The organism is Zoogloea sp. GW822-FHT05C07 (genome assembly GCF_058800215.1).
This window is the reverse complement of the sequence record NZ_CM179510.1, coordinates 5,219,293-5,237,139: the sequence shown is the minus strand read 5'-3', so window position 1 is coordinate 5,237,139 and position 17,847 is coordinate 5,219,293. Positions and strand designations below refer to the sequence as shown.

The window sequence follows — 17,847 nt, the reverse complement described above, 5'->3', positions numbered from 1 at the left end:
TCATGGATGCTGGCGAGAACGTCGCGACGAACGAGCCCGATTTCCGGCGCCTGTTCCATGCTGCGCCTGGCCTCTATCTGGTGCTCGACCGGACTCTGAAGATCGTCGCGGTCAATGAAGCCTATGCTCGGGCAACGAAGACACGCCGGGACGACATCCTTGGCAGGCATATGTTCGATGTCTTCCCCGACAATCCCGACGACCCCGCAGCCGAAGGGGTGCGCAATCTCAGGGCATCCCTGCAGCGGGTGCTGCAGACTGGTGTTGCGGATGCCATGCCGGTGCAGAAATACGATATCCGGCGCCCGGCGGAGGAGGGGGGCGGGTTTGAGGCGCGCTACTGGAGTCCGCTGAACACTCCGGTAGCGGGTGATGATGGGCTGCTCGCCTACATCATCCATCGGGTCGAGGATGTCACCGAGTTCGTCCTCCTCAAGCAGCAGGGCGTTGAGGGGAGCCGGCTCAATGACAACCTGCGTCAGCAGGCCCTGCGCATGGAGACAGAGATTTTCGCGCGCTCACGTGAGGTGGCCGAAGCCAGTGCGCAGTTGAAGAGCGCAAACGAGGAGCTCGACCGGCTTTATCAGAAGACGCTGGAACTCGACGAACTGAAGACCCAGTTCTTTTCCAACGTCAGCCACGAATTGCGCACACCGCTGACGCTCATTCTTGGGCCGCTGACCAACCTGCTGGAATCTCCCCGCCTCCATGACGACGAGCGGAACAGGCTCGGCGTTGCGCTGCGTAATGCACGCCTGCTGCATCGACAGGTGGACAATCTGCTCGATATCGCGAGGCTCGACGCCGGCCGCATGGTGCTGCGGTATGTGCGCTTCGACCTGGCTGGACTTGTCCGCGTGGTGGCATCTCATTTCGATACGGTGGCGGCCGATCGTCACGTCATCTACCGGGTCGAGACACTTCGGGAACTCGAGGTGGAAGCCGATGTGGAGAAGTGCGAAAGGGTCTTGCTGAACCTGCTGTCGAACGCCTTCAAGTTCACATCGAATGGGGGAACCATCATGGTCAGCCTGACGGTGCAGGACGGTTGGCCGGTGATCGAGGTTGCCGATAGCGGTCCGGGCGTGCCGGAGCCCATGCGCCTGCAGGTCTTTGAACGCTATCGGCAAATTGGAGACAGCTCGGGGCAACATAAAGGCGGCTCCGGTCTCGGCCTTGCGATCTCGAAGGAGTTCGTCCTGCTGCACGGTGGGAGCATAGAGGTGAGCCGCGCGCCCCAGGGTGGAGCCCTGTTCTCGGTGCGGCTTCCGCTGTCTGCACCTTCAGGGGTGATGGTCGTGCCGCAAGGGCCGGATGTCTCGGACCTGGTTGCTGCCTATGTCGACGAGCGTACCCAGGGTGTTCTGTCGGCAGACATTCCGGACGCCGCAGCTACGGCACCCATGATCCTCGTCGTCGAAGACAACCCGGACATGCATGCCTTCATCGTCGGCTCCCTGCGGGAACACTACCGAATTGCCAGCGCCTTCGACGGCAAGGCCGGGCTGGACATGGCCCTGGATCTGCTCCCCGCGCTGATCCTGTCCGACGTGATGATGCCCTGCATGAGCGGTGATCGGATGGTGGAGGCCATCCGGCGCTATCCGCAGTTCGACGACACGCCGATCGTGATGCTGACCGCCAAGGCCGATGACGCGTTGCGCAGCAAATTGCTGCAGCACGGGGTCCAGGATTACATCCACAAGCCGTTCTCCACGAGTGAGCTGCTGGCCCGGGTCGCGGGCCTGATCAGCGAGCGCCAGCGGGTCGGCCTCAGGGTGCGCAGTCTGGAGGAGCGTTTCAGGGCGACTTTCGAACAGGCGGCTGTCGGTATCGCCCACGTGGCACCCGACGGCCAGTGGTTGCGGGTCAATCAGAAGCTCTGCGATATCGTGGCCTACCCGCGGGACGAGTTGTTGCAGTTGAATTTCCAGCGCATCACCCATCCCGATGACCTGGACGGGGACGAGGCGCTGGTACGGCGCGTGCTGGCCGGGGAGATAAACAACTACGATATCGAGAAGCGCTACATCCGCAAGGACGGGCGGCAGGTCTGGGTCCATCTGACCGTCGCGCTGGTTCGCGATACCGCTGGCGAAGCCGAGTACTTCATTGCCGTCATCGAGGATATTGCCGCGCGCAAGGCCACGGAGGCCGCTCTGGTTGAACGGGAAGCAAGGTTGCGCCAGGCGGCAAGCGTGTTCGAAAGCGCCCGCGAAGGGGTGATGATCACCAATGCTGCAGGTGCGCTGGTGGCGGTGAATCGGGCTTTCATCGACATCACGGGTTATGACGAGGCAGAAGTACTCGGCCGGAATCCCAGCCTGCTCCGCTCGGGCCGTCACGGGCCGGAGTTCTTCCAGGCAATGTGGTCGAGCCTTGAGCAGAGCGGGCAGTGGCAGGGCGAACTCTGGAACCGGCGCAAGAACGGCGAGCTTTATCCCTGCTGGATGACAGTGTCGCGGGTCCTCGACGAGCATCGGCAGACCGCCAATTACGTGGCGCTGCTGACCGACATCAGCCAGGTCCGGCGCAGCGAGGAGCAACTCGCGCATCTGGCCCACTACGATCCGCTGACGGAACTGCCCAATCGCCTGCTGCTGCAGTCACGGCTGGAGCATGCGCTGGATCATGCGCGCCGCAACAGCAACCGGGTTGCTGTCCTGTTCATCAACCTCGATCACTTCCAGACCGTCAACGATAGCCTCGGCCACCGGGCGGGCGACCTGCTGCTGCTGGAAACATCCCGACGCCTGCGCACTCGGGTACGCAGCGAAGATACCCTCGGTCGCCTGGGCGGCGACGAGTTCCTGCTGATCCTCGAATCGGTGACGAGCCCCGACACCGCAGCGGAAGCCGCCCAGTTCATCCTGTCCGCGCTGGAGACGCCATTCCGCTTCGGTGGCGAGACGGAGCTGTACATCGCCGCCAGCGTCGGGATCAGCATGTTCCCGGACAACGGTCAGACCGCGAACGAACTGCTGCGGGATGCCGATACGGCGCTGCATCAGGCGAAGGCCCAGGGGCGCAACCGCTTCTGCTTCTATACCGCCGCCATGAACGCCGATGCCATTGCCCGGCTGGAACTGGATGCGGCGTTGCGCAGGGCTGTGGGGCGCAAGGAGTTCAGGCTGTATTACCAGCCCAAGATCGACCTCCAGACCGGGCGGATCACCGGCGCGGAGGCGCTCATTCGCTGGCAGCGGGGCGACCGGGTGGAAGGGCCGGGCAGCTTCATTCCGCTGGCCGAGACGACCGAGCTCATCGTCGCCATCGGAACCTGGGTCATCGATGAAGCCTGCCGGCAACAGCAGGCCTGGGAGGCGCGCTTCGGTGCTTGGGGGCGGGTGGCCGTCAATGTCTCGGCCCGCCAGTTCCGCTCCGGAAAGCTGCCGGACATCGTCGGCGATGCGCTGGCTCTCCGCGGTGTTTCGGCAGGCAGCATTGAACTCGAACTGACCGAGAGCATGCTGATGGACGATCCGCTGCAGACCATAGAGATCCTGCATGCACTGAAAGGGCTCGGCGTCGATCTGTCCCTGGACGACTTCGGGACGGGCTATTCGAGCTTCGGTTACCTGAGTCGCTTCCCTATCGACGCGCTGAAGATCGACCAGTCCTTCGTCCGTGACATCACGACGGACCCCGAGTCGGGCCTGATTGCCGTCTCCATCGTGGACCTGGCCCACCGCATGAAGCTGAAGGTCGTGGCCGAGGGGATTGAAACCGTCGTGCAGCGTGATTACCTCCGGGCCTGCTACTGCGACGAAATGCAGGGCTATCTGTTCTCCAGGCCTTTGCCGGCGGCGGATTTCGAAGCGCTGCTGGCGAACCAGCTTTCGGCGGCACCGTAGTTGCCCGTCCAATGACGCTGCGCATAATGCATCCGGCCTGCACAATAATGAGGCGACACTCCAACACGACAGGGATACCGACCATCATGAGCATGAGCAATCCGCGCCGCCGTTTTCTGCAACTGAGTACCGCCAGCGCCGCCGTCATTCCGCTGGCGCTATTGATTGGCGGCGAAGCCAGGGCGGCCACCAATCAGGCGCTCCGGGCGCAGTACAAATATCAGGACAGTCCGGTAGACGGCAAGAACTGTACGTCGTGTCTGGAGTTCCTCCCCGGCAGTTCCGCCGCGGCGCCGGGCCGCTGCAAGCTCATCCCTGGCGACGATGAGATCTCGCCGAATGGCTACTGCACGCTGTGGAACACGATGTAGGTGATATGGGGCCAGGTGGGTAGATTCTCAGCTGGCTGACTCAGCGGCAGAGCGCCGCGATGAATTCGTCCGCCTGTGGCCAGTCACCGAAACCGGAAGCCGGATTCAGGTGCCCGACCGCACCGATATCGACGAAGCGGCTGCCCCAGTCCCTGGAGAGGGCTTCGACACGGTCGATGCCACCGAGGGGATCGTTGGTGCTCGCCGCGACGATGCTGGGAAAAGGCAGCGGGGTACGTGGTACCGGGAACCAGCCGTTGTCGCGTAGCGCCTCCTGGGTTGGATAGCCGGTCGGGAGGGGCGTGTCGAAATCCGGCGGTGTGGCCAGCAGCGCGCCCTGGATGAGGCGGCGGGGGGATTTCGCCCAGTGGGCGACGATCAGCACGCCGCCGCTGTGGGCCACCAGGATCACCGGGCCGTCGACACTGGTCAGGGTTTCTTCCAGTGCGTCCACTCTGGCCGCGAGGCTCAGCTTGTCTTTTTCCAGTGGCGGTACCGTGCGTACCTTGGGCAGGCGGGCGGCGAGCAGGGTCTGCCAGTGGTCGACTACGTGGTCGCGAAGGCCTGGGACGATGACGATGGTGGGGGTTTGATCGTTCATGACTATGTGCAGGGCTGGGTCAATCGGTTGGAAAGATCAGGCGGCGCCGTTCGGGTGCTTGCCCAGGCGTGCCAGGTCGCCCGCGTAGCTGCGGCGCCCGACGACGAAGGCCAGCGCGGCGAGCAGCGGGATGAAGGGGATCACCTGCAGTGCGAACTGGAGGCCAAAGCGGTCGGCAAGAAAGCCGGTTACGAAGGGGCCGGGCGCCAGGCCGAGCAGGTTGTTGGCCAGCGTCAGCGTCGCAAAGGCGGTGGCATGGATGGCGGTCGGCGTGAGATTGGCCACCATTGCACCGGCCGGACCGGACGTGCCGGCCGCGACGAACATGCCTAGGCCGATGGCGACCAGTTGGGCGGAGCCGACGGGCAGATGGAAGGCTCCGCCGAGCAGCACGCAGGTGCTCACGCTGTAGATGATCGCCATCCACCACTTGCGGGGGGCGACCCGGCGGCTGACGGCGTCCGTCATCATCCCGCAGGCCACCATGCCGACGGCACCGATCAGCACGAAGAGCGCCGAGGTCAGGCCGGCCCGGTCGGGCGGCATGGCGTAGTAGCGGTTGAGATAGCTCGGCATCCACGCCATCACCGACGACATGACGATCAGCTGCAGCCCGCTGCCCACGTAGGCGCAGATCACCGAGCGGGACGAGAACAGGCCGGCCAGCAGCGGCCGCAGACCGCGGGGCGTGCCGCCCGCTTCGCGGCTGGCCGGCCGGACGCTGCCAACCCGTTTGTCGGTGACGGTCAGGAAATACAGCACCACCAGCGCCGCGCCGAACAGGGCCATCGCGCCGAAGGCCCAGCGCCAGCCGAGGCGCGAGGCGATGAAGCCGCCGGTGGCCATGCCCAGCACGGAGCCGAAGGCCCCGCCGGCCATGAAAGCGCCGGTCAGTGTGGAGCGCAGGTGGGGCGGAAAGATGCTGAGGATCAGCGCGATGCCGACGCTGCCATACGCCGCTTCGCCAACCCCGACACAGAAGCGCGCGATGAACATCTCGCCGTAGTTCTCGGCGAGGGCGCAGGCCAGCGTGGCGATGCTCCACAGCGCGGCCATCAAGGTCACGCTACGCACACGCCCCCAGCGGTCGGCGACCACGGAGAGGGGAAAGGTGAGCAGGCCGACCAGCAGCGCGACGATGCTGCTGAGGGAGCCCAGCTGGGTGTCGGACAGGCCCCATTCCGCCTTGAGGAGGGGGAAGACGGCATTGAGGACCTGCCGCGACATGTAATCGGAAAGCAGGAGGCCGAAGGTCAGTGCGAACACGACCCAGGCGTATCGCCGCGAAACGCTCGGCTCGACGGCATCGTCGAAGCTGGCGCTGTCGATGGTATGGATGGCCAAGATTGTCTCCTCTCGCAATCGCCGCCACTACGCCGGGCGCGTGGCGATCGTTCTGATGCTGTCTTGCCGGCGGGGACGCCGGAGCGTCCCCGCGACGGTTGCGTGCCGTGATCAGGCGTGCTGCGTGAAGCCGACCTGGCCGGGCTTGCGGTTCGGTGCGAAGCCGTTGGCGGCGAGGGTCGCATCCGCGCCTTCGTAGAAGGTACCGATGCGGTAGATCTCGCGGGCCTCCTTTGCGTTGGCCACGTCACGGCCGAATTCGTTGGAGATGCGCACCAGTTGCTCGATCTGCTCGACGGTACCCATCTTGCGGTCGCGGCGCTGGGTCCAGATGTTGTCCTCGATGCCGCAACGCACGTGCAGGCCCATGGCGATGGCCATCATGTTGAGCGGCAGCACGTTGAGCATGGAGCTTTCGAGGGTCAGCACCGAGCCGTCCGGGCAGGCGCGCACGAAGTTGGCCAGGTTGTAGATGTTCGGCTGGTCGAAGCCGCCACCGATGGCCACCCAGGTCAGGATCAGCGGCACGTTGCAGACGCCACGCCGCATCATGCGCTCGACGGTCTCCAGCTGGGAGATGTTGGCCAACTGGAAGTGGGTCTGAATGCCCTTGGAGGACAGGCGGCGGATGTGCTCCTCGACCCACTGGGGGCCGGCGGGAATCGTCATCTCGCGGTAGGCGTGGTACATCGCCGGGTCGGCCAGCGTGGTGCCGCGGATGTCGGCCTCGCACATCTGCTCGACCACGTTCATCTGGTTGGTGTTGATGGCGATGGTCACCTGATCCGGCGTCGGAGTCAGCTCGGCGAGCATGTGGCGGGTGTCGTCGGACAGCCACTTGGCGGCTTCGCCTTCGCCTTCCGGCGCGAAGGAGATGGAGCCGCCGACCTGGATGATCATGTCGGGCACACGGGCGCGAATACCGGCGATCAGCTCGTTGAACTTGGACAGGCGCTTGGAGCCCTTGCCGTCCAGTTCGCGCACGTGCAGGTGCAGCACGGTGGCGCCGGCGTTGTAGCAGTCCACGGCTTTCTGGATCTGCTGGTCCATCGTCACCGGGATGTCTTCCGGGAAGTCTTGGGGCATCCACTCGGGCCCGTAGGGGGCGCAGGTGATGACGAGTTTCTGCATGTTCTCGGGGAACAGGGCGCCGTCGAGGAAGTTCATTTGATGTCTCCAGTAAGCGTTATTGGATGAAGGTCGGGGAGGGAGGGAGAGCGGGGCGCCAGCCTTCAGAAGGGCCGGTCGCCGATGATGGCGGCGCGTTCCATCTTGCGATGGCAGGGCGCGTAATCCATGACTGCGTAGTGCTGGGTGGAGCGGTTGTCCCAGATCGCCACGCTGTTGGGTTTCCAGCGCCACCGCACCTGGTATTCCGGGATGTAGGCCTGGCTGATCAGGTACTGCAGCAGGTCGCCGCCGGCCTGGTTGTAGTCCTGCCCGTAGCGCACGCGGGTCTTGTTGTGGAAATTGACGAAGTGGGTGGTGAAGGCATTGACGAACAGCACCTTTTCGCCGGTTTCCGGGTGCGTGCGTACCACCGGGTGCTCGGCATCGGGGTACATGGCCTTCATCTCCAGGCGCTTCTCGAGAGGCATCGCCGCCGCGAAGGAGGCGTTGAAGCTGTGGCTGGCGCGCAGCTCGGCGATCTGTGCCTTGATGTCGTCCGGCAGCTTCTCGTAGGCGAGGACCATGTTGGCCCACATGGTGTCGCCACCGAAGGGCGGGCACTCGACGCAGCGCAGCACGCAGCCCATGGCCGGCGTCTCGCGCCAGGTGCCGTCGCAGTGCCAGGCGTTCTCGTAGCGGTCCATCGGATGGTCCGGTGTCTTGTAGATCTGCACGAGGCCCGGTGCGTCCGGATGGCTGGGGGCCATCGGATGATCTTCCAGCTGACCGAAGCGCGATGCGAAGGCGACGTGTTCCTGGCGCGTGATGTCCTGGTCGCGCAGGAACAGGACCTTGTACTCGAGCAGCAGGGCGTGGATCTCGTCCGCCAGCGCCTTGTCCCGCGCGGCGTCGCCCAGGTTTACGTTGAGCAGTTCGGCGCCGATGCTGGCGGTGAGCGGTTCGAACTTCACCGAGGTATTCAGGACACCGGCCCGCACGATGGCGGGGGCGCCGGGCTTGCCCTGTACGGCCTGATTCATGGTGCTGTCTCCTTTTTTTATGGCTTGTCGTGGTGAATGCGTTGGCGGTGTCAGACGACGAAGATCGACGAGCCGGTGGTCTTGCGCGCTTCCAGATCCCGGTGGGCCTGGACGGCATCCTCGAGGGCGTAGCGCTGGTTGATCTCGATGCGGATGCGGCCGGCGGCCACGTGGCCGAAGATCTCGCCGGCCAGCTCGGCCTTCTCCTGCGGATCGGCGATGTAATCGGCGAGGGCCGGGCGGGTGAGGTAGAGCGAGCCCTTCATCGCCAGCAGTTGCGGGTCGAAGGGCGGAATCGTGCCGGAGGCGGTGCCGACGCAGACCATCAGGCCGCGCCGCTTGAGGGAGTCCAGCGAGGCCATGAAGGTGCTCTTGCCGACGCTGTCGAACACCACGTTCACGCCGACGCCGTCGGTCAGCTCGCGCACCCGTTTTGCCACGTCCTCGTAGCTGTAGTTGATGACGTCGGTGCAGCCATGGGCGCGGGCGACCTCGGCCTTCTCTTCGGTGGACACCGTGCCGATGACGCGCAGGCCGAGCAGGCGCGCCCACTGGGAGACGATCAGGCCGACCCCGCCGGCAGCCGCGTGCAGCAGGATGCTGTCGCCTTCCTTGAAGGCGTGGATACGCCGCATCAGATAGGCCGAGGTCAGGCCGCGCATGGTCATCGCTGCGGCGGTCTGGCAGGAGATGCCGTCCGGCAGCTTGATCAGTGGTGCGGCGGCGATCAGCCGGCGGGTGCTGTAGGCGCCGAGGGTGTTCAGGAAGCCGGTGTAGGTGACGCGGTCGCCGACGGCCACGCTGCTCACGCCGTCGCCGATGGCCTCCACCACACCGGCCGCCTCGACGCCCATGCCGGCCGGCAGCGGCATCGGGTAGGTGCCGTTACGGAAATAAGTATCGGCAAAGTTCAGGCCGACGGCCTCGTGGCGCAGGCGGACTTCGCCCGGTCCGGGTTCGCCGACGTGGACTTCTTCCCAGCGCAGTACTTCCGGGCTGCCGGTCTCATGGAAGCGGATTGCATGGTCCAAGGTGTTCTCCTTTGTCTGTCTTGTTCAGTGTTCCGGGGTTTCTTCGGCTGGGGAATGCGCCAGATTCACGATGCGCGAGAAAAGGCGCTTGTATTCCGCATCCGTGTCGCCGCCAAGGCGCGGGTCGTTGTTGCCGGAGAAGGCCGCGTTGATCTCGCCCCAGTCCTCGTCTTTCAGGAAGCGTTGCGCGGCGGGCAGGATCACGCCCTCCTCACGCCCCATGTGCTCCCACATGAAGCGGGCGTAGTTGCCGACGGCCTGCTCCACGTCATCGAGGGTGGCGGCGCCGTGGGCGTATTCCTCCACCAGATGGGCCAGCGCGTTGAAAAGCTGGTGGTCGCGCACGTGCTGCCGCTCGAGTTCGTCCAGTTCGGCATTGGTGGAGACCGTGCGCTCCCGCAGCTTGCGGAACAGGTAGTCCTGCTCTTTCGGGTGATGCAATCCCTGCGGAAAATCGCGGATGTAGCGGACGATGGCCTGCATGACGGCCTGGTCGGGCTGCGTCCCCTGCCGGCGTGCGCTTTTCAGCAAATGCAGCCAGGCGTGCAGCACGGCGGCCATTGAGCGGTGCTCGTCGCGGATGATGCCGATGGCCTGGACGGCCCGCGAGGGCTCGGCGGTGGCCGACACGAGCACCGGGATCTCAGAGTGGGTGACGACCTTCAGCGTCTGGGAGCCGAGCATCATGCCGAGCTGGCTGCGCCGGCCGTGGGAAGCCATGAAGACCAGGTCGCAATTGGCGCTGCGCGCCGCGGCGAGGATCGCCCGGTAGGGCGTGTCATCCATGGTGCTGAGGGATGCGCAGGGCACGCCGCAAGCCCGGGCCGCCGATTCGGCCTTGGTCAGTAGCTCGCGGGCCCGGCCTTCGTAGGCGTAGCTGTAGTCGGCCGGCGAGGTGAGGCGCACCACTTCGGCGTCGCCGCTAAGGGCGGCGCTGTAGTCGGCCTGGGCGTGGAAGAAGGTGATCCGGGCCCCCAGCGTGCGTGCGAACTCCACCGCCCGGCCGACGGTTTCGATGGAGAGATCCGTGTCATCGAGGGGAACGAGCAGGTGACGGTACATGGCTACGACTCCTAGGTCAGGGTGCCGGAGAGGTCCGTCCCGTGGGCGGGAAGCTCTTCGGCGATTGCATGGGACTCATCCTAGGCGCTTGCCTGTGTCGTCACCCCCCTCGCAAAGGAGGGGGGTGGAGGAGGGAGCGGACTTTGCGGATATATTTGACGCCACGTATTTGATGCCACATTCCGGGACACGTCCCTCCCTACGCGGAGGGGGCCCGCATAACAAGATGTCGCCTCAGCGACACGCGACCCTTGCTGCCACGGCGGACGCGCATCGTCCGCCACTGACCGGGCTTGCTCCATGACCGCTGCCATTGCCGAATCCGGCACCGCCTATTCCGAACTCGTGCTGCGTACGACACCGCCACGCACGCCCCGCAACCTGTTGGTCCGTTCGCGCCTTAGCCTGGACGACGAGCGTTTCCGCGAGCGCCCGGTGATCGTCGTGCAGGCCCCGCCGGGCTTCGGCAAGACTTCCCTGCTGGCTCAATGGCGGCACGAGTGCCTGGCCCGTGGTGCGGCGGTGGCGTGGATTTCGGTGGACGGGCGGGACGATCCGCTGCGCTTCCTGCACAGCCTGGTACTTGCCGTGCGGGTCGGATGTGCGCGGCCGCAGTTCGGCCGCGTGCTGATGGAGGGAGGGCAGGTCTCCCTTGGCGAACTGGACGGCATCACCGCCTGGCTGGCCGAGGTCGCCCAGTCGTCCCTCGATCTGGTGCTTATCATCGACGAGGCGGAGCGCCTGTCGCCGGCGCGGCGTAACGGGCTGAGCTACCTGCTGCACAACGCGCCGGCCAACCTGCGGGTGGTGATCGCGGCACGGGCTGGTTTCGACGCGGAGGTGGAGGACCTGAGCAGCTACGGGCACTGCGAAGTGGTCGGCGTCGAGATGTTGCGTTTCCGGCTGGAGGAAACGCTGTCGCTGGTCGGCAACCGTTTTGGTACCAAGGTGGATGCCGACACCTGTGCGCGCCTGCACGAGGCGACCGAAGGCTGGCCCCTTGGGCTGCAGCTGGCTCTGGCCGCGATGGAGAGGAGTACGGATCCGCGCTCGGCAATCGAGGCGTTGGCTTCCGGCAGCGGCGACCAGCGTCACCGCCTGGTGGATGCCTTGATGTCCCATCTGGCTGCCGCAGACCTGGACTTCCTGACCCGCATCGCGGTGGTGGATCTCCTGCACCCCGACCTGTGCCGGGCCCTGGTGGGAGACGACGCCGAAGAGCGCCTGCAGCGCCTCAGCCGGGATACGCCGATCTTCGTGGTGGGCGACAACAGCGCCTGGTCGCGTCTGCATACCCTGGCGCGTGACGGCCTGCGGGCCCGGCTCGGCGAATTGCCAGTCGACCAGCAGGCCGCTCTGCACCAGCGGGCCATGGGTTGGCTGGCCGGCCACGGCATGATCGAAGAGGCTGCCCGTCACGCGCTGTCAGCCGGGCAGCGTGAAAAAGCCTACGACCTGGCCGAGCAATGCCTCTACGACGCGGTAGTGCAGGGGCACCTCGGGACGGTGCTCGAGTGGCTGGAACTGGTGCCGGACGCGGAGCGTGACAAGCGGCCGCGGCTGCGCCTCGCCGCGGCCTGGGTGCTGGCGGTCAGCGAACGCCACGCGGAGGCCGAGGTGCTGGTCGAGCGCATCCTGTCCCAGCCCGATGTGGATGCGGCCCTGCGTTACGAATGCGCGCTGATCCTGAGCGGTGCCGCCTATTACGCCGATGACCCGGACCAGTGCGCGGCCTTGTTCTCCCCCTGGCGGGACACGCCGCCGGTCCGTGAGCCGCGTCTGTTGCAGATGCATGCCAACCGCCAGTCGGTGCTGGCCATCGTGCAGGGCGACCCGGTCGCCGCGCGCCGCTACCAGCAGGCAGCCCCGCGGGGCGATCACGGCAAGGCGCATGGCTACGCGGTGCGCTGGGGCGAATTTGCCACCGGCCTGAGTTATTTCTGGGAAGGGCAGATGCTGCTCGCCGAAGAAGCCTTGCGACCGACGCTGGCGCGCCTGGATGCCGATCTCGGCCGCCGCCATCCACTGGCCTGCATGGTCGCTTCGCTGCTGGCGTCGGCAGTCTATGAACGTGATCGCCTCGACGAAGCGTCGGCTTTGCTCGCCAACCGGCTCGACGTGCTCGAACGGGGCGGCACGCCGGAGACGGCGTTGTTCGGCTATCGCACCGCGGCCCGGCTGGCCGCCGCACAAGGCGTCGAACATCGCGCGCTGGATCTCCTCGAGGCCTTGTACTCGGTGGGCATGGCACGTCATCTGCCGCGCCTGTGCGTGGCGGCGCTGGCGGAGCAGACCCGCATGCATGCCGGTCGCTTCCGTTCGGAAACCTGCCGCGTGCTGGTCGAGCGCGTCGATCATATCCTCGAAGGGGAGGGGCTGCCCACCGGCGAGCTGTGGTGGCGCGCGGTCCGCCTGCCGCAGCTCCTGACCCACGCCCATGCGGCGATTGCCGAGCAGAACTGGCCGGCAGCCCTGGACGCGCTGACCCGCGCGATGCCGCTGGCCGAAGCCCTCAAGCAGGGCAGGGTACGGATCGAGATCATGGCCTTGCGGGCCTTCGCCCTCGACCGTAACGGCGGCGAAGGTCGCCCGGTGCTGCATGAAGCCCTCAGCCTGGCGCAGACCTACGGCCTGATGCGGACCTTCGCCGATGCCCACCCGGCCATGGCGGACTGGGCCCGGCGCATTGCCGAGGAGGACGATGACGGCGCAGCCGTTGACCGCCCCGTCCCGATTGCCCGCACCGTGAGGCCGGCACCCGATCTCAAGGCCGGCGGCCCGCGGGCGGTACCGAGCATGGTGCTGACGCCGAAGGAGCGGGAGATCCTGGAACTGCTGGCACGCAATCTTTCCAACAAGGAGATTGCCCAGTCCCTGGCGGTGGGCGAAGCCACCGTCAAGTGGCACCTCAAGAACCTCTTCGGCAAGCTCGGTGCCGGCACCCGCCGCCACGTCGTGCGCCGCGCCCAGGTGCTGGGCCTCCTCGAAGGCGTGGAGTAAGCCCCTCCGTCTCACCCCCTCCGTGCCCCCCCGACCCCCAACTTTGTGGGGGGGGTGCGCTTTCTCCAGCTCTGGAAAATGAGCCTCACTGCAGCGGATCGACCCGCTGCGAGATAAGAGGCGCTGCTGGATCAGCAGCATCCACAGGAGGAGGGGCGAGACATGCAATACACAACAGCCAACCGAGAGAAAGCCCGGCGCGCCTGCCCGGCGGCCGTTGGGGCCGCGCTGGCGCTGCTGGCCGGCGGTGCCGAGGCGGTGGAAATCGACACCGGCAACCCGGACGTGCAGCTGCGCTGGGACAACACCGTGCGCTACAACCTGGCCCAGCGCGTCGCCGGCCGGGACAGCAAGATCGGCAACTATTACGCCGCCGACGAAGGCACTTACAGCTTCGACAAAGGTGACCTGGTCACCAAGCGGCTCGATTTGTTGTCCGAGCTGGACATGGTCTGGAAGCGCGACACGGGCTTCCGCATCAGCGCCGCGGCCTGGTACGACCCGGCTTACGGGACGATGGACCATTCCAATCCCGGCAACCCGGCGCTCGCTGCCACGCCCAGCTACATCAACAACCGCTACAGCAGCTATGTGAAGCGCTACTACCGGGGGCCGTCCGGCGAGCTACTGGATGCCTTCGTGTTCGGCGCCTTCGATGCCGGCAACGTGCCGGTCAAGCTGAAGGCCGGCCGGCACACGGTGTTCTGGGGCGAGTCGATGTTCCTCAACGGCGCGCTGCACAGCGTGTCCTACGCCCAGATGCCCCTGGATCTGCAGAAGGGCTTCGCGACGCCCGGCGTTGAGGCCAAGGAGCTGTTCCGCCCGCTCAACCAGATTTCCGGCCAGGCGCAGCTGACCGACACCCTCTCGGTGGCGGGGCAGTACTTCCTGCAATGGGAGGCCTATCGCTATCCGGAAGGCGGCACCTACCTCGGCCCGGTGGACTTCGCCTTCAACGGTCCGGACCGGGTCGTCGCAGGGCAGATTCCCAACAGCGCGGCCTACGGCCCGTACGCCGGTGCGCTGCTCGGCTACACCCGCGGCCATGAAGTCGTGCCCCGCAACAATGGGGAATTCGGCCTGTCGGCCCGCTGGTCGCCGGAGGTCCTGGACGGCACGCTGGGTTTTTACTACCGCCGCTATGCCGACAAGCTGCCCCAGGCCCTGGTCACCCAGCGCAACCTGGTCGCCGGCAAGCCGCTGCTCAATGGCAGCACCTACAACCTGGTGTACGCCGGTGGCATCGACCTGTTCGGCATGAGTTTCGCGAAGAACATCGGCGGCCTGAGCTTTGGCAGTGAAGTGTCCTACCGCCGCAACACCCCGCTGGTCGCCCAGCTGCTCGGCGTATCGCCCACCGGCGTGCCGGATCGCGGCGAGACAAGCGGCCCGCGCGGCGACACCTGGCACGGCCTGGCGAACCTGATGGGCGTGCTGCCAAAGACCAGCCTCTTCGACACCGCCAACTGGGCAGCGGAAATGACCTGGAGCCGCTGGCGCAAGGTCCGCAGCGGGGAAAGCCTGTTCAACGCGGAAGGCTTCGCGCCGTGCGTCGGCAAGGACAAATGGGACGGTTGCGTCACCAAGGACTATGTCGGCGCCGCCGTGGCCTTCACCCCGACCTGGTACCAGGTGCTGCCGGGCATCGATTTGTCCGCACCGGTCTCCTACTCGGTGGGCCTGCACGGCAACGCCGCGACGATGTTCGGCGGCAATGAGGGCAACGGCAACTACAGCATCGGCCTGGGGGCCGACATCCAGCAGAAGTACCGCGTGGACCTGAAATACATCGCTTATTTCGGGCAGTACAAGGACAACGGCACCGCAGTCACGGCCATCAACGGCTTCACCACGCTGTTGCAGGACCGCAACTTCGTCAGCCTGACGTTCAAGACCACATTCTAAGAGGAGACACAGCATGAAAATCCACACCCCCCTGACCGTGGCCGTGCTTGGTGCCCTGGTGGCCGGCACCACCCATGCCGGCGTGAGCGCAGAAGAAGCGAAAAAGCTTGGCACCACGTTGACCGCCGTCGGCGCCGAAAAGGCCGGCAGCGGCGCCATCCCGGACTACACCGGCGGCCTGACCGGCGCCCAGGCGGGTTACAAGGCCGGCAGCGGCCTGCGCCCCGATCCCTTCGCCAATGAAAAGCCCCTCTACTCGGTGGACGCCTCCAGCATGGCCAAGTACGCGGCCAACCTGACCGAAGGCAGCAAGGCGCTGATGAAGAAGTACCCGAGCTACCGCATCGATGTGTACAAGTCCCATCGTACTGCCGCCTTCCCGAAGTTCGTCACCGACAACACCGCAGCCTGTGCGGTGAGCGCCAAGACAAGCGCCGGCGGCCGCTCGATGGAAGGCTGTCATGCCGGCTTCCCGTTCCCGATTCCGAAGAACGGCTTCGAGGCGATGTGGAACCACCTGGTGCGCTTCAACGGCGTCGCCTACGAGGTCAAGTACCGCAACCTGAGCGTCGATGCCGCCGGTCGCCCGGCCCTGTCCACCGAGGGCTCGATCCTGCAGGAGTACCCGTACTGGGACGAGAGCAAGGCGAACTCCGACGTCTATTACAAGCAGCGCATCTCCTACACCGGCCCGGCCCGGCGCGCCGGGGAGGGCATGCTGATCATCGATCCGCTCGACTACACCGACAAAGGGCGTCGCGCCTGGCTGTACCTGCCCGGCCAGCGCCGCGTGAAAGTGGCGCCGGACCTCGCCCACGACACGCCGAACCCCGGCACCTCGGGGGCCACGACCTTCGACGACACCTTCGTCTTCAACGGATCGATGGAGCGTTACGACTTCAAGCTCGTGGGCAAGAAGGAGATGCTGGTCCCGTACAACGCCTACAAGATGGCCTACCACTCCACCCAGGCGGACCTGCTCAAGCCGAACCACCTGAACCCGGATCTGGTGCGCTGGGAAATGCACCGCGTGTGGGTCGTCGAAGCGAGCCTGCGGGACGGCAAGCGCCACGTGTATAGCAAGCGGACCTTCTACCTCGACGAGGACAGCTGGGTTGCCGTCGCCTCCGACGAGTACGACGCCCGCGGCCAGCTGTATCGCGCCGGCTTCGCCTACATCGCCCCGAGCTACGAAGTGCCGGCTCCGTTCGCCGACCTCAACGGCAACTACGACCTGATCGCCGGGAGCTATTCCCTGACCGGCTATTCGGCCGAGAACGGCGGCGTGCGCTACCTCAAGCCGCAGAGCGAGCGCGAGTGGTCGCCCGACGTGCTGGCTGGTGCCGGCGTGCGCTAAGCCCTCTGCAGGGACGGGGCGCGCCACCCGGCGTCCCCGTCCCACCTCAACGCCCGGATCAAGTTTCGTTAGGACGCGCCATGTTCAAGTCCGCTCTTCGCCCCGTAATCACCGCCCTGGCCCTGGCATTGCCCCTGGCGGCGTTCGCCGGCGGCTATTCCGATGTTGCCGCTGTGCCGGCCAAGGCCTCGCCGCTGGCGGCCAAATCCCTGTTGAACGGTCTCGCCCGGGCTGGCGAGCGGATCGTCGCCGTCGGCCAGCGCGGCCACATCGTCCTCTCCGACGACGGTGGCAAGAGCTGGCGCCAGGCCGCCGTGCCGGTCAGCTCGGACCTCGTTGCGGTCTGTTTTCCGAGTGCGAAACAGGGCTGGGCGGTGGGCCACGACGGCGTGGTCCTCCATAGCGCGGACGCTGGCGCGACCTGGACGCTACAGCTGGATGGCCACCGAGCCGGGCAACTGATGCAGGCCCACTACGTCCGCTTGGCCGAAAGAGGTGCCCTCGGCAGCGGAGAGCAGGTTGACCGTCTGCTGGACGACGTCAAGCGCATTGCCGGGCAGGGGGCCGAGAACCCCTTCCTCGACGTGTGGTTCAGCGATGAGCGCAACGGTTTCATCGTCGGTGCCTTCAACCTGATCTTCCGCACCACCGATGGCGGCAAGAGCTGGGAGCCCTGGTTCGACCGTACCGACAACCCGAACCGTCTGCATCTGTATGCGCTGCGCGGCATCGGCAGCGACGTGTATGCGGTGGGCGAGCAGGGCCTGGTGCTCAAGTTCGATGCCCAGGCAAGCCGCTTCCGGGCGCTCGAGACACCGTACAAGGGAACGTATTTCGGTGTCACCGGCAACGACGACAAGGTGCTGGTCTTTGGGCTGCGCGGCAATGCCTACCGCAGCGCGGACGGCGGCCGGAGCTGGGCCAAGGTGGACAGCGGCGTACAGGACGGCCTCACGGGGGCCGCGGCCTTCGGGCCGCGGGGGCTGTTGGTGGTCAGCCAGTCCGGCCAAGTGCTGGTCAGCAAGGACGCCGGCGAGCATTTCTCGCCCCTCAAGCTCATCCAGGCCGCGCCGGCTTCCGCCGTTCTGGCGGTAGGCAGCGACACGGTCGTGATCGCGGGTGCCCGCGGCGTGCGCGCCGAAGCCCTGCGCTAAAAGGAAGGAGAACCCCAC

12 protein-coding genes are annotated in these 17,847 nt (G+C 66.1%); 6 read left to right on the top strand and 6 right to left on the bottom strand.

Annotated features, from left to right (window positions below; all coding sequences use genetic code 11):
* The first annotated feature begins 2 nt into the window (after positions 1 to 2).
* Both AC3QL2_RS24020 and AC3QL2_RS24015 read left to right on the top strand, forming a co-directional pair.
* Entirely contained in the window at positions 3 to 3,854 is a 3,852-nt protein-coding gene (locus AC3QL2_RS24020) for an EAL domain-containing protein (protein WP_493234929.1), read from the top strand.
* A gap of 86 nt (positions 3,855 to 3,940) precedes the next feature.
* Complete coding sequence (locus AC3QL2_RS24015; protein WP_493234930.1) at positions 3,941 to 4,225, top strand: high-potential iron-sulfur protein; 285 nt, start codon at positions 3,941 to 3,943, stop codon at positions 4,223 to 4,225.
* 40 nt (positions 4,226 to 4,265) lie between these two features.
* Here the strand turns inward: AC3QL2_RS24015 and AC3QL2_RS24010 are convergent, their stop codons facing one another.
* The 6 genes from AC3QL2_RS24010 to AC3QL2_RS23985 form a co-directional block, all read right to left on the bottom strand.
* On the bottom strand, positions 4,266 to 4,826 hold the full coding sequence (locus AC3QL2_RS24010) for an RBBP9/YdeN family alpha/beta hydrolase (RefSeq protein ID WP_493234932.1): 561 nt from the start codon (positions 4,824 to 4,826) through the stop codon (positions 4,266 to 4,268).
* 36 nt (positions 4,827 to 4,862) lie between these two features.
* The gene (locus tag AC3QL2_RS24005; RefSeq protein WP_493234934.1) at positions 4,863 to 6,170 is read right to left on the bottom strand and encodes an MFS transporter; all 1,308 of its coding nucleotides are present in this window, start codon (positions 6,168 to 6,170) and stop codon (positions 4,863 to 4,865) included.
* 111 nt (positions 6,171 to 6,281) lie between these two features.
* A complete protein-coding gene (locus AC3QL2_RS24000; protein WP_493234936.1) occupies positions 6,282 to 7,337 on the bottom strand; it encodes a beta-keto acid cleavage family enzyme in 1,056 nt (351 codons plus the stop codon).
* A 65-nt stretch (positions 7,338 to 7,402) separates the two neighbouring features.
* Entirely contained in the window at positions 7,403 to 8,320 is a 918-nt protein-coding gene (locus tag AC3QL2_RS23995; RefSeq protein WP_493234938.1) for a TauD/TfdA dioxygenase family protein, read from the bottom strand.
* A 50-nt stretch (positions 8,321 to 8,370) separates the two neighbouring features.
* On the bottom strand, positions 8,371 to 9,351 hold the full coding sequence (locus AC3QL2_RS23990) for a quinone oxidoreductase family protein (protein WP_493234940.1): 981 nt from the start codon (positions 9,349 to 9,351) through the stop codon (positions 8,371 to 8,373).
* Positions 9,352 to 9,375: 24 nt separating this feature from the next.
* Positions 9,376 to 10,413, bottom strand: a complete 1,038-nt coding sequence (locus tag AC3QL2_RS23985) for a universal stress protein (RefSeq protein ID WP_493234941.1) — start codon at positions 10,411 to 10,413, stop codon at positions 9,376 to 9,378.
* A 300-nt stretch (positions 10,414 to 10,713) separates the two neighbouring features.
* Here AC3QL2_RS23985 and AC3QL2_RS23980 point away from each other — a divergent pair, with 300 nt between their 5' ends.
* The 4 genes from AC3QL2_RS23980 to AC3QL2_RS23965 all read left to right on the top strand — a co-directional run bounded on the left by AC3QL2_RS23980 (position 10,714) and on the right by AC3QL2_RS23965 (position 17,829).
* Entirely contained in the window at positions 10,714 to 13,413 is a 2,700-nt protein-coding gene (locus tag AC3QL2_RS23980) for a LuxR C-terminal-related transcriptional regulator (protein WP_493234943.1), read from the top strand.
* A gap of 162 nt (positions 13,414 to 13,575) precedes the next feature.
* Complete coding sequence (locus AC3QL2_RS23975) at positions 13,576 to 15,318, top strand: DUF1302 domain-containing protein (RefSeq protein WP_493234944.1); 1,743 nt, start codon at positions 13,576 to 13,578, stop codon at positions 15,316 to 15,318.
* A gap of 13 nt (positions 15,319 to 15,331) precedes the next feature.
* Positions 15,332 to 16,675 (top strand): DUF1329 domain-containing protein, encoded by a 1,344-nt coding sequence (locus AC3QL2_RS23970; RefSeq protein WP_493234946.1) that lies wholly within the window; start codon positions 15,332 to 15,334, stop codon positions 16,673 to 16,675.
* A gap of 80 nt (positions 16,676 to 16,755) precedes the next feature.
* On the top strand, positions 16,756 to 17,829 hold the full coding sequence (locus tag AC3QL2_RS23965) for a WD40/YVTN/BNR-like repeat-containing protein (protein ID WP_493234947.1): 1,074 nt from the start codon (positions 16,756 to 16,758) through the stop codon (positions 17,827 to 17,829).
* Positions 17,830 to 17,847 lie beyond the last annotated feature (18 nt).

Bases quoted from the DNA above. Each gene is read 5' to 3' on its own strand.
- AC3QL2_RS24020 (WP_493234929.1), top strand. From the start codon at position 3: ATGGATGCTGGCGAGAACGTCGCGACGAACGAGCCCGATTTCCGGCGC.
- AC3QL2_RS23985 (WP_493234941.1), bottom strand. From the start codon at position 10,413: ATGTACCGTCACCTGCTCGTTCCCCTCGATGACACGGATCTCTCCATC.
- AC3QL2_RS23980 (WP_493234943.1), top strand. From the start codon at position 10,714: ATGACCGCTGCCATTGCCGAATCCGGCACCGCCTATTCCGAACTCGTG.
- AC3QL2_RS23975 (WP_493234944.1), top strand. From the start codon at position 13,576: ATGCAATACACAACAGCCAACCGAGAGAAAGCCCGGCGCGCCTGCCCG.
- AC3QL2_RS23970 (WP_493234946.1), top strand. From the start codon at position 15,332: ATGAAAATCCACACCCCCCTGACCGTGGCCGTGCTTGGTGCCCTGGTG.
- AC3QL2_RS23965 (WP_493234947.1), top strand. From the start codon at position 16,756: ATGTTCAAGTCCGCTCTTCGCCCCGTAATCACCGCCCTGGCCCTGGCA.
- AC3QL2_RS23995 (WP_493234938.1), bottom strand. From the start codon at position 8,320: ATGAATCAGGCCGTACAGGGCAAGCCCGGCGCCCCCGCCATCGTGCGG.
- AC3QL2_RS24000 (WP_493234936.1), bottom strand. From the start codon at position 7,337: ATGAACTTCCTCGACGGCGCCCTGTTCCCCGAGAACATGCAGAAACTC.
- AC3QL2_RS24010 (WP_493234932.1), bottom strand. From the start codon at position 4,826: ATGAACGATCAAACCCCCACCATCGTCATCGTCCCAGGCCTTCGCGAC.
- AC3QL2_RS24015 (WP_493234930.1), top strand. From the start codon at position 3,941: ATGAGCATGAGCAATCCGCGCCGCCGTTTTCTGCAACTGAGTACCGCC.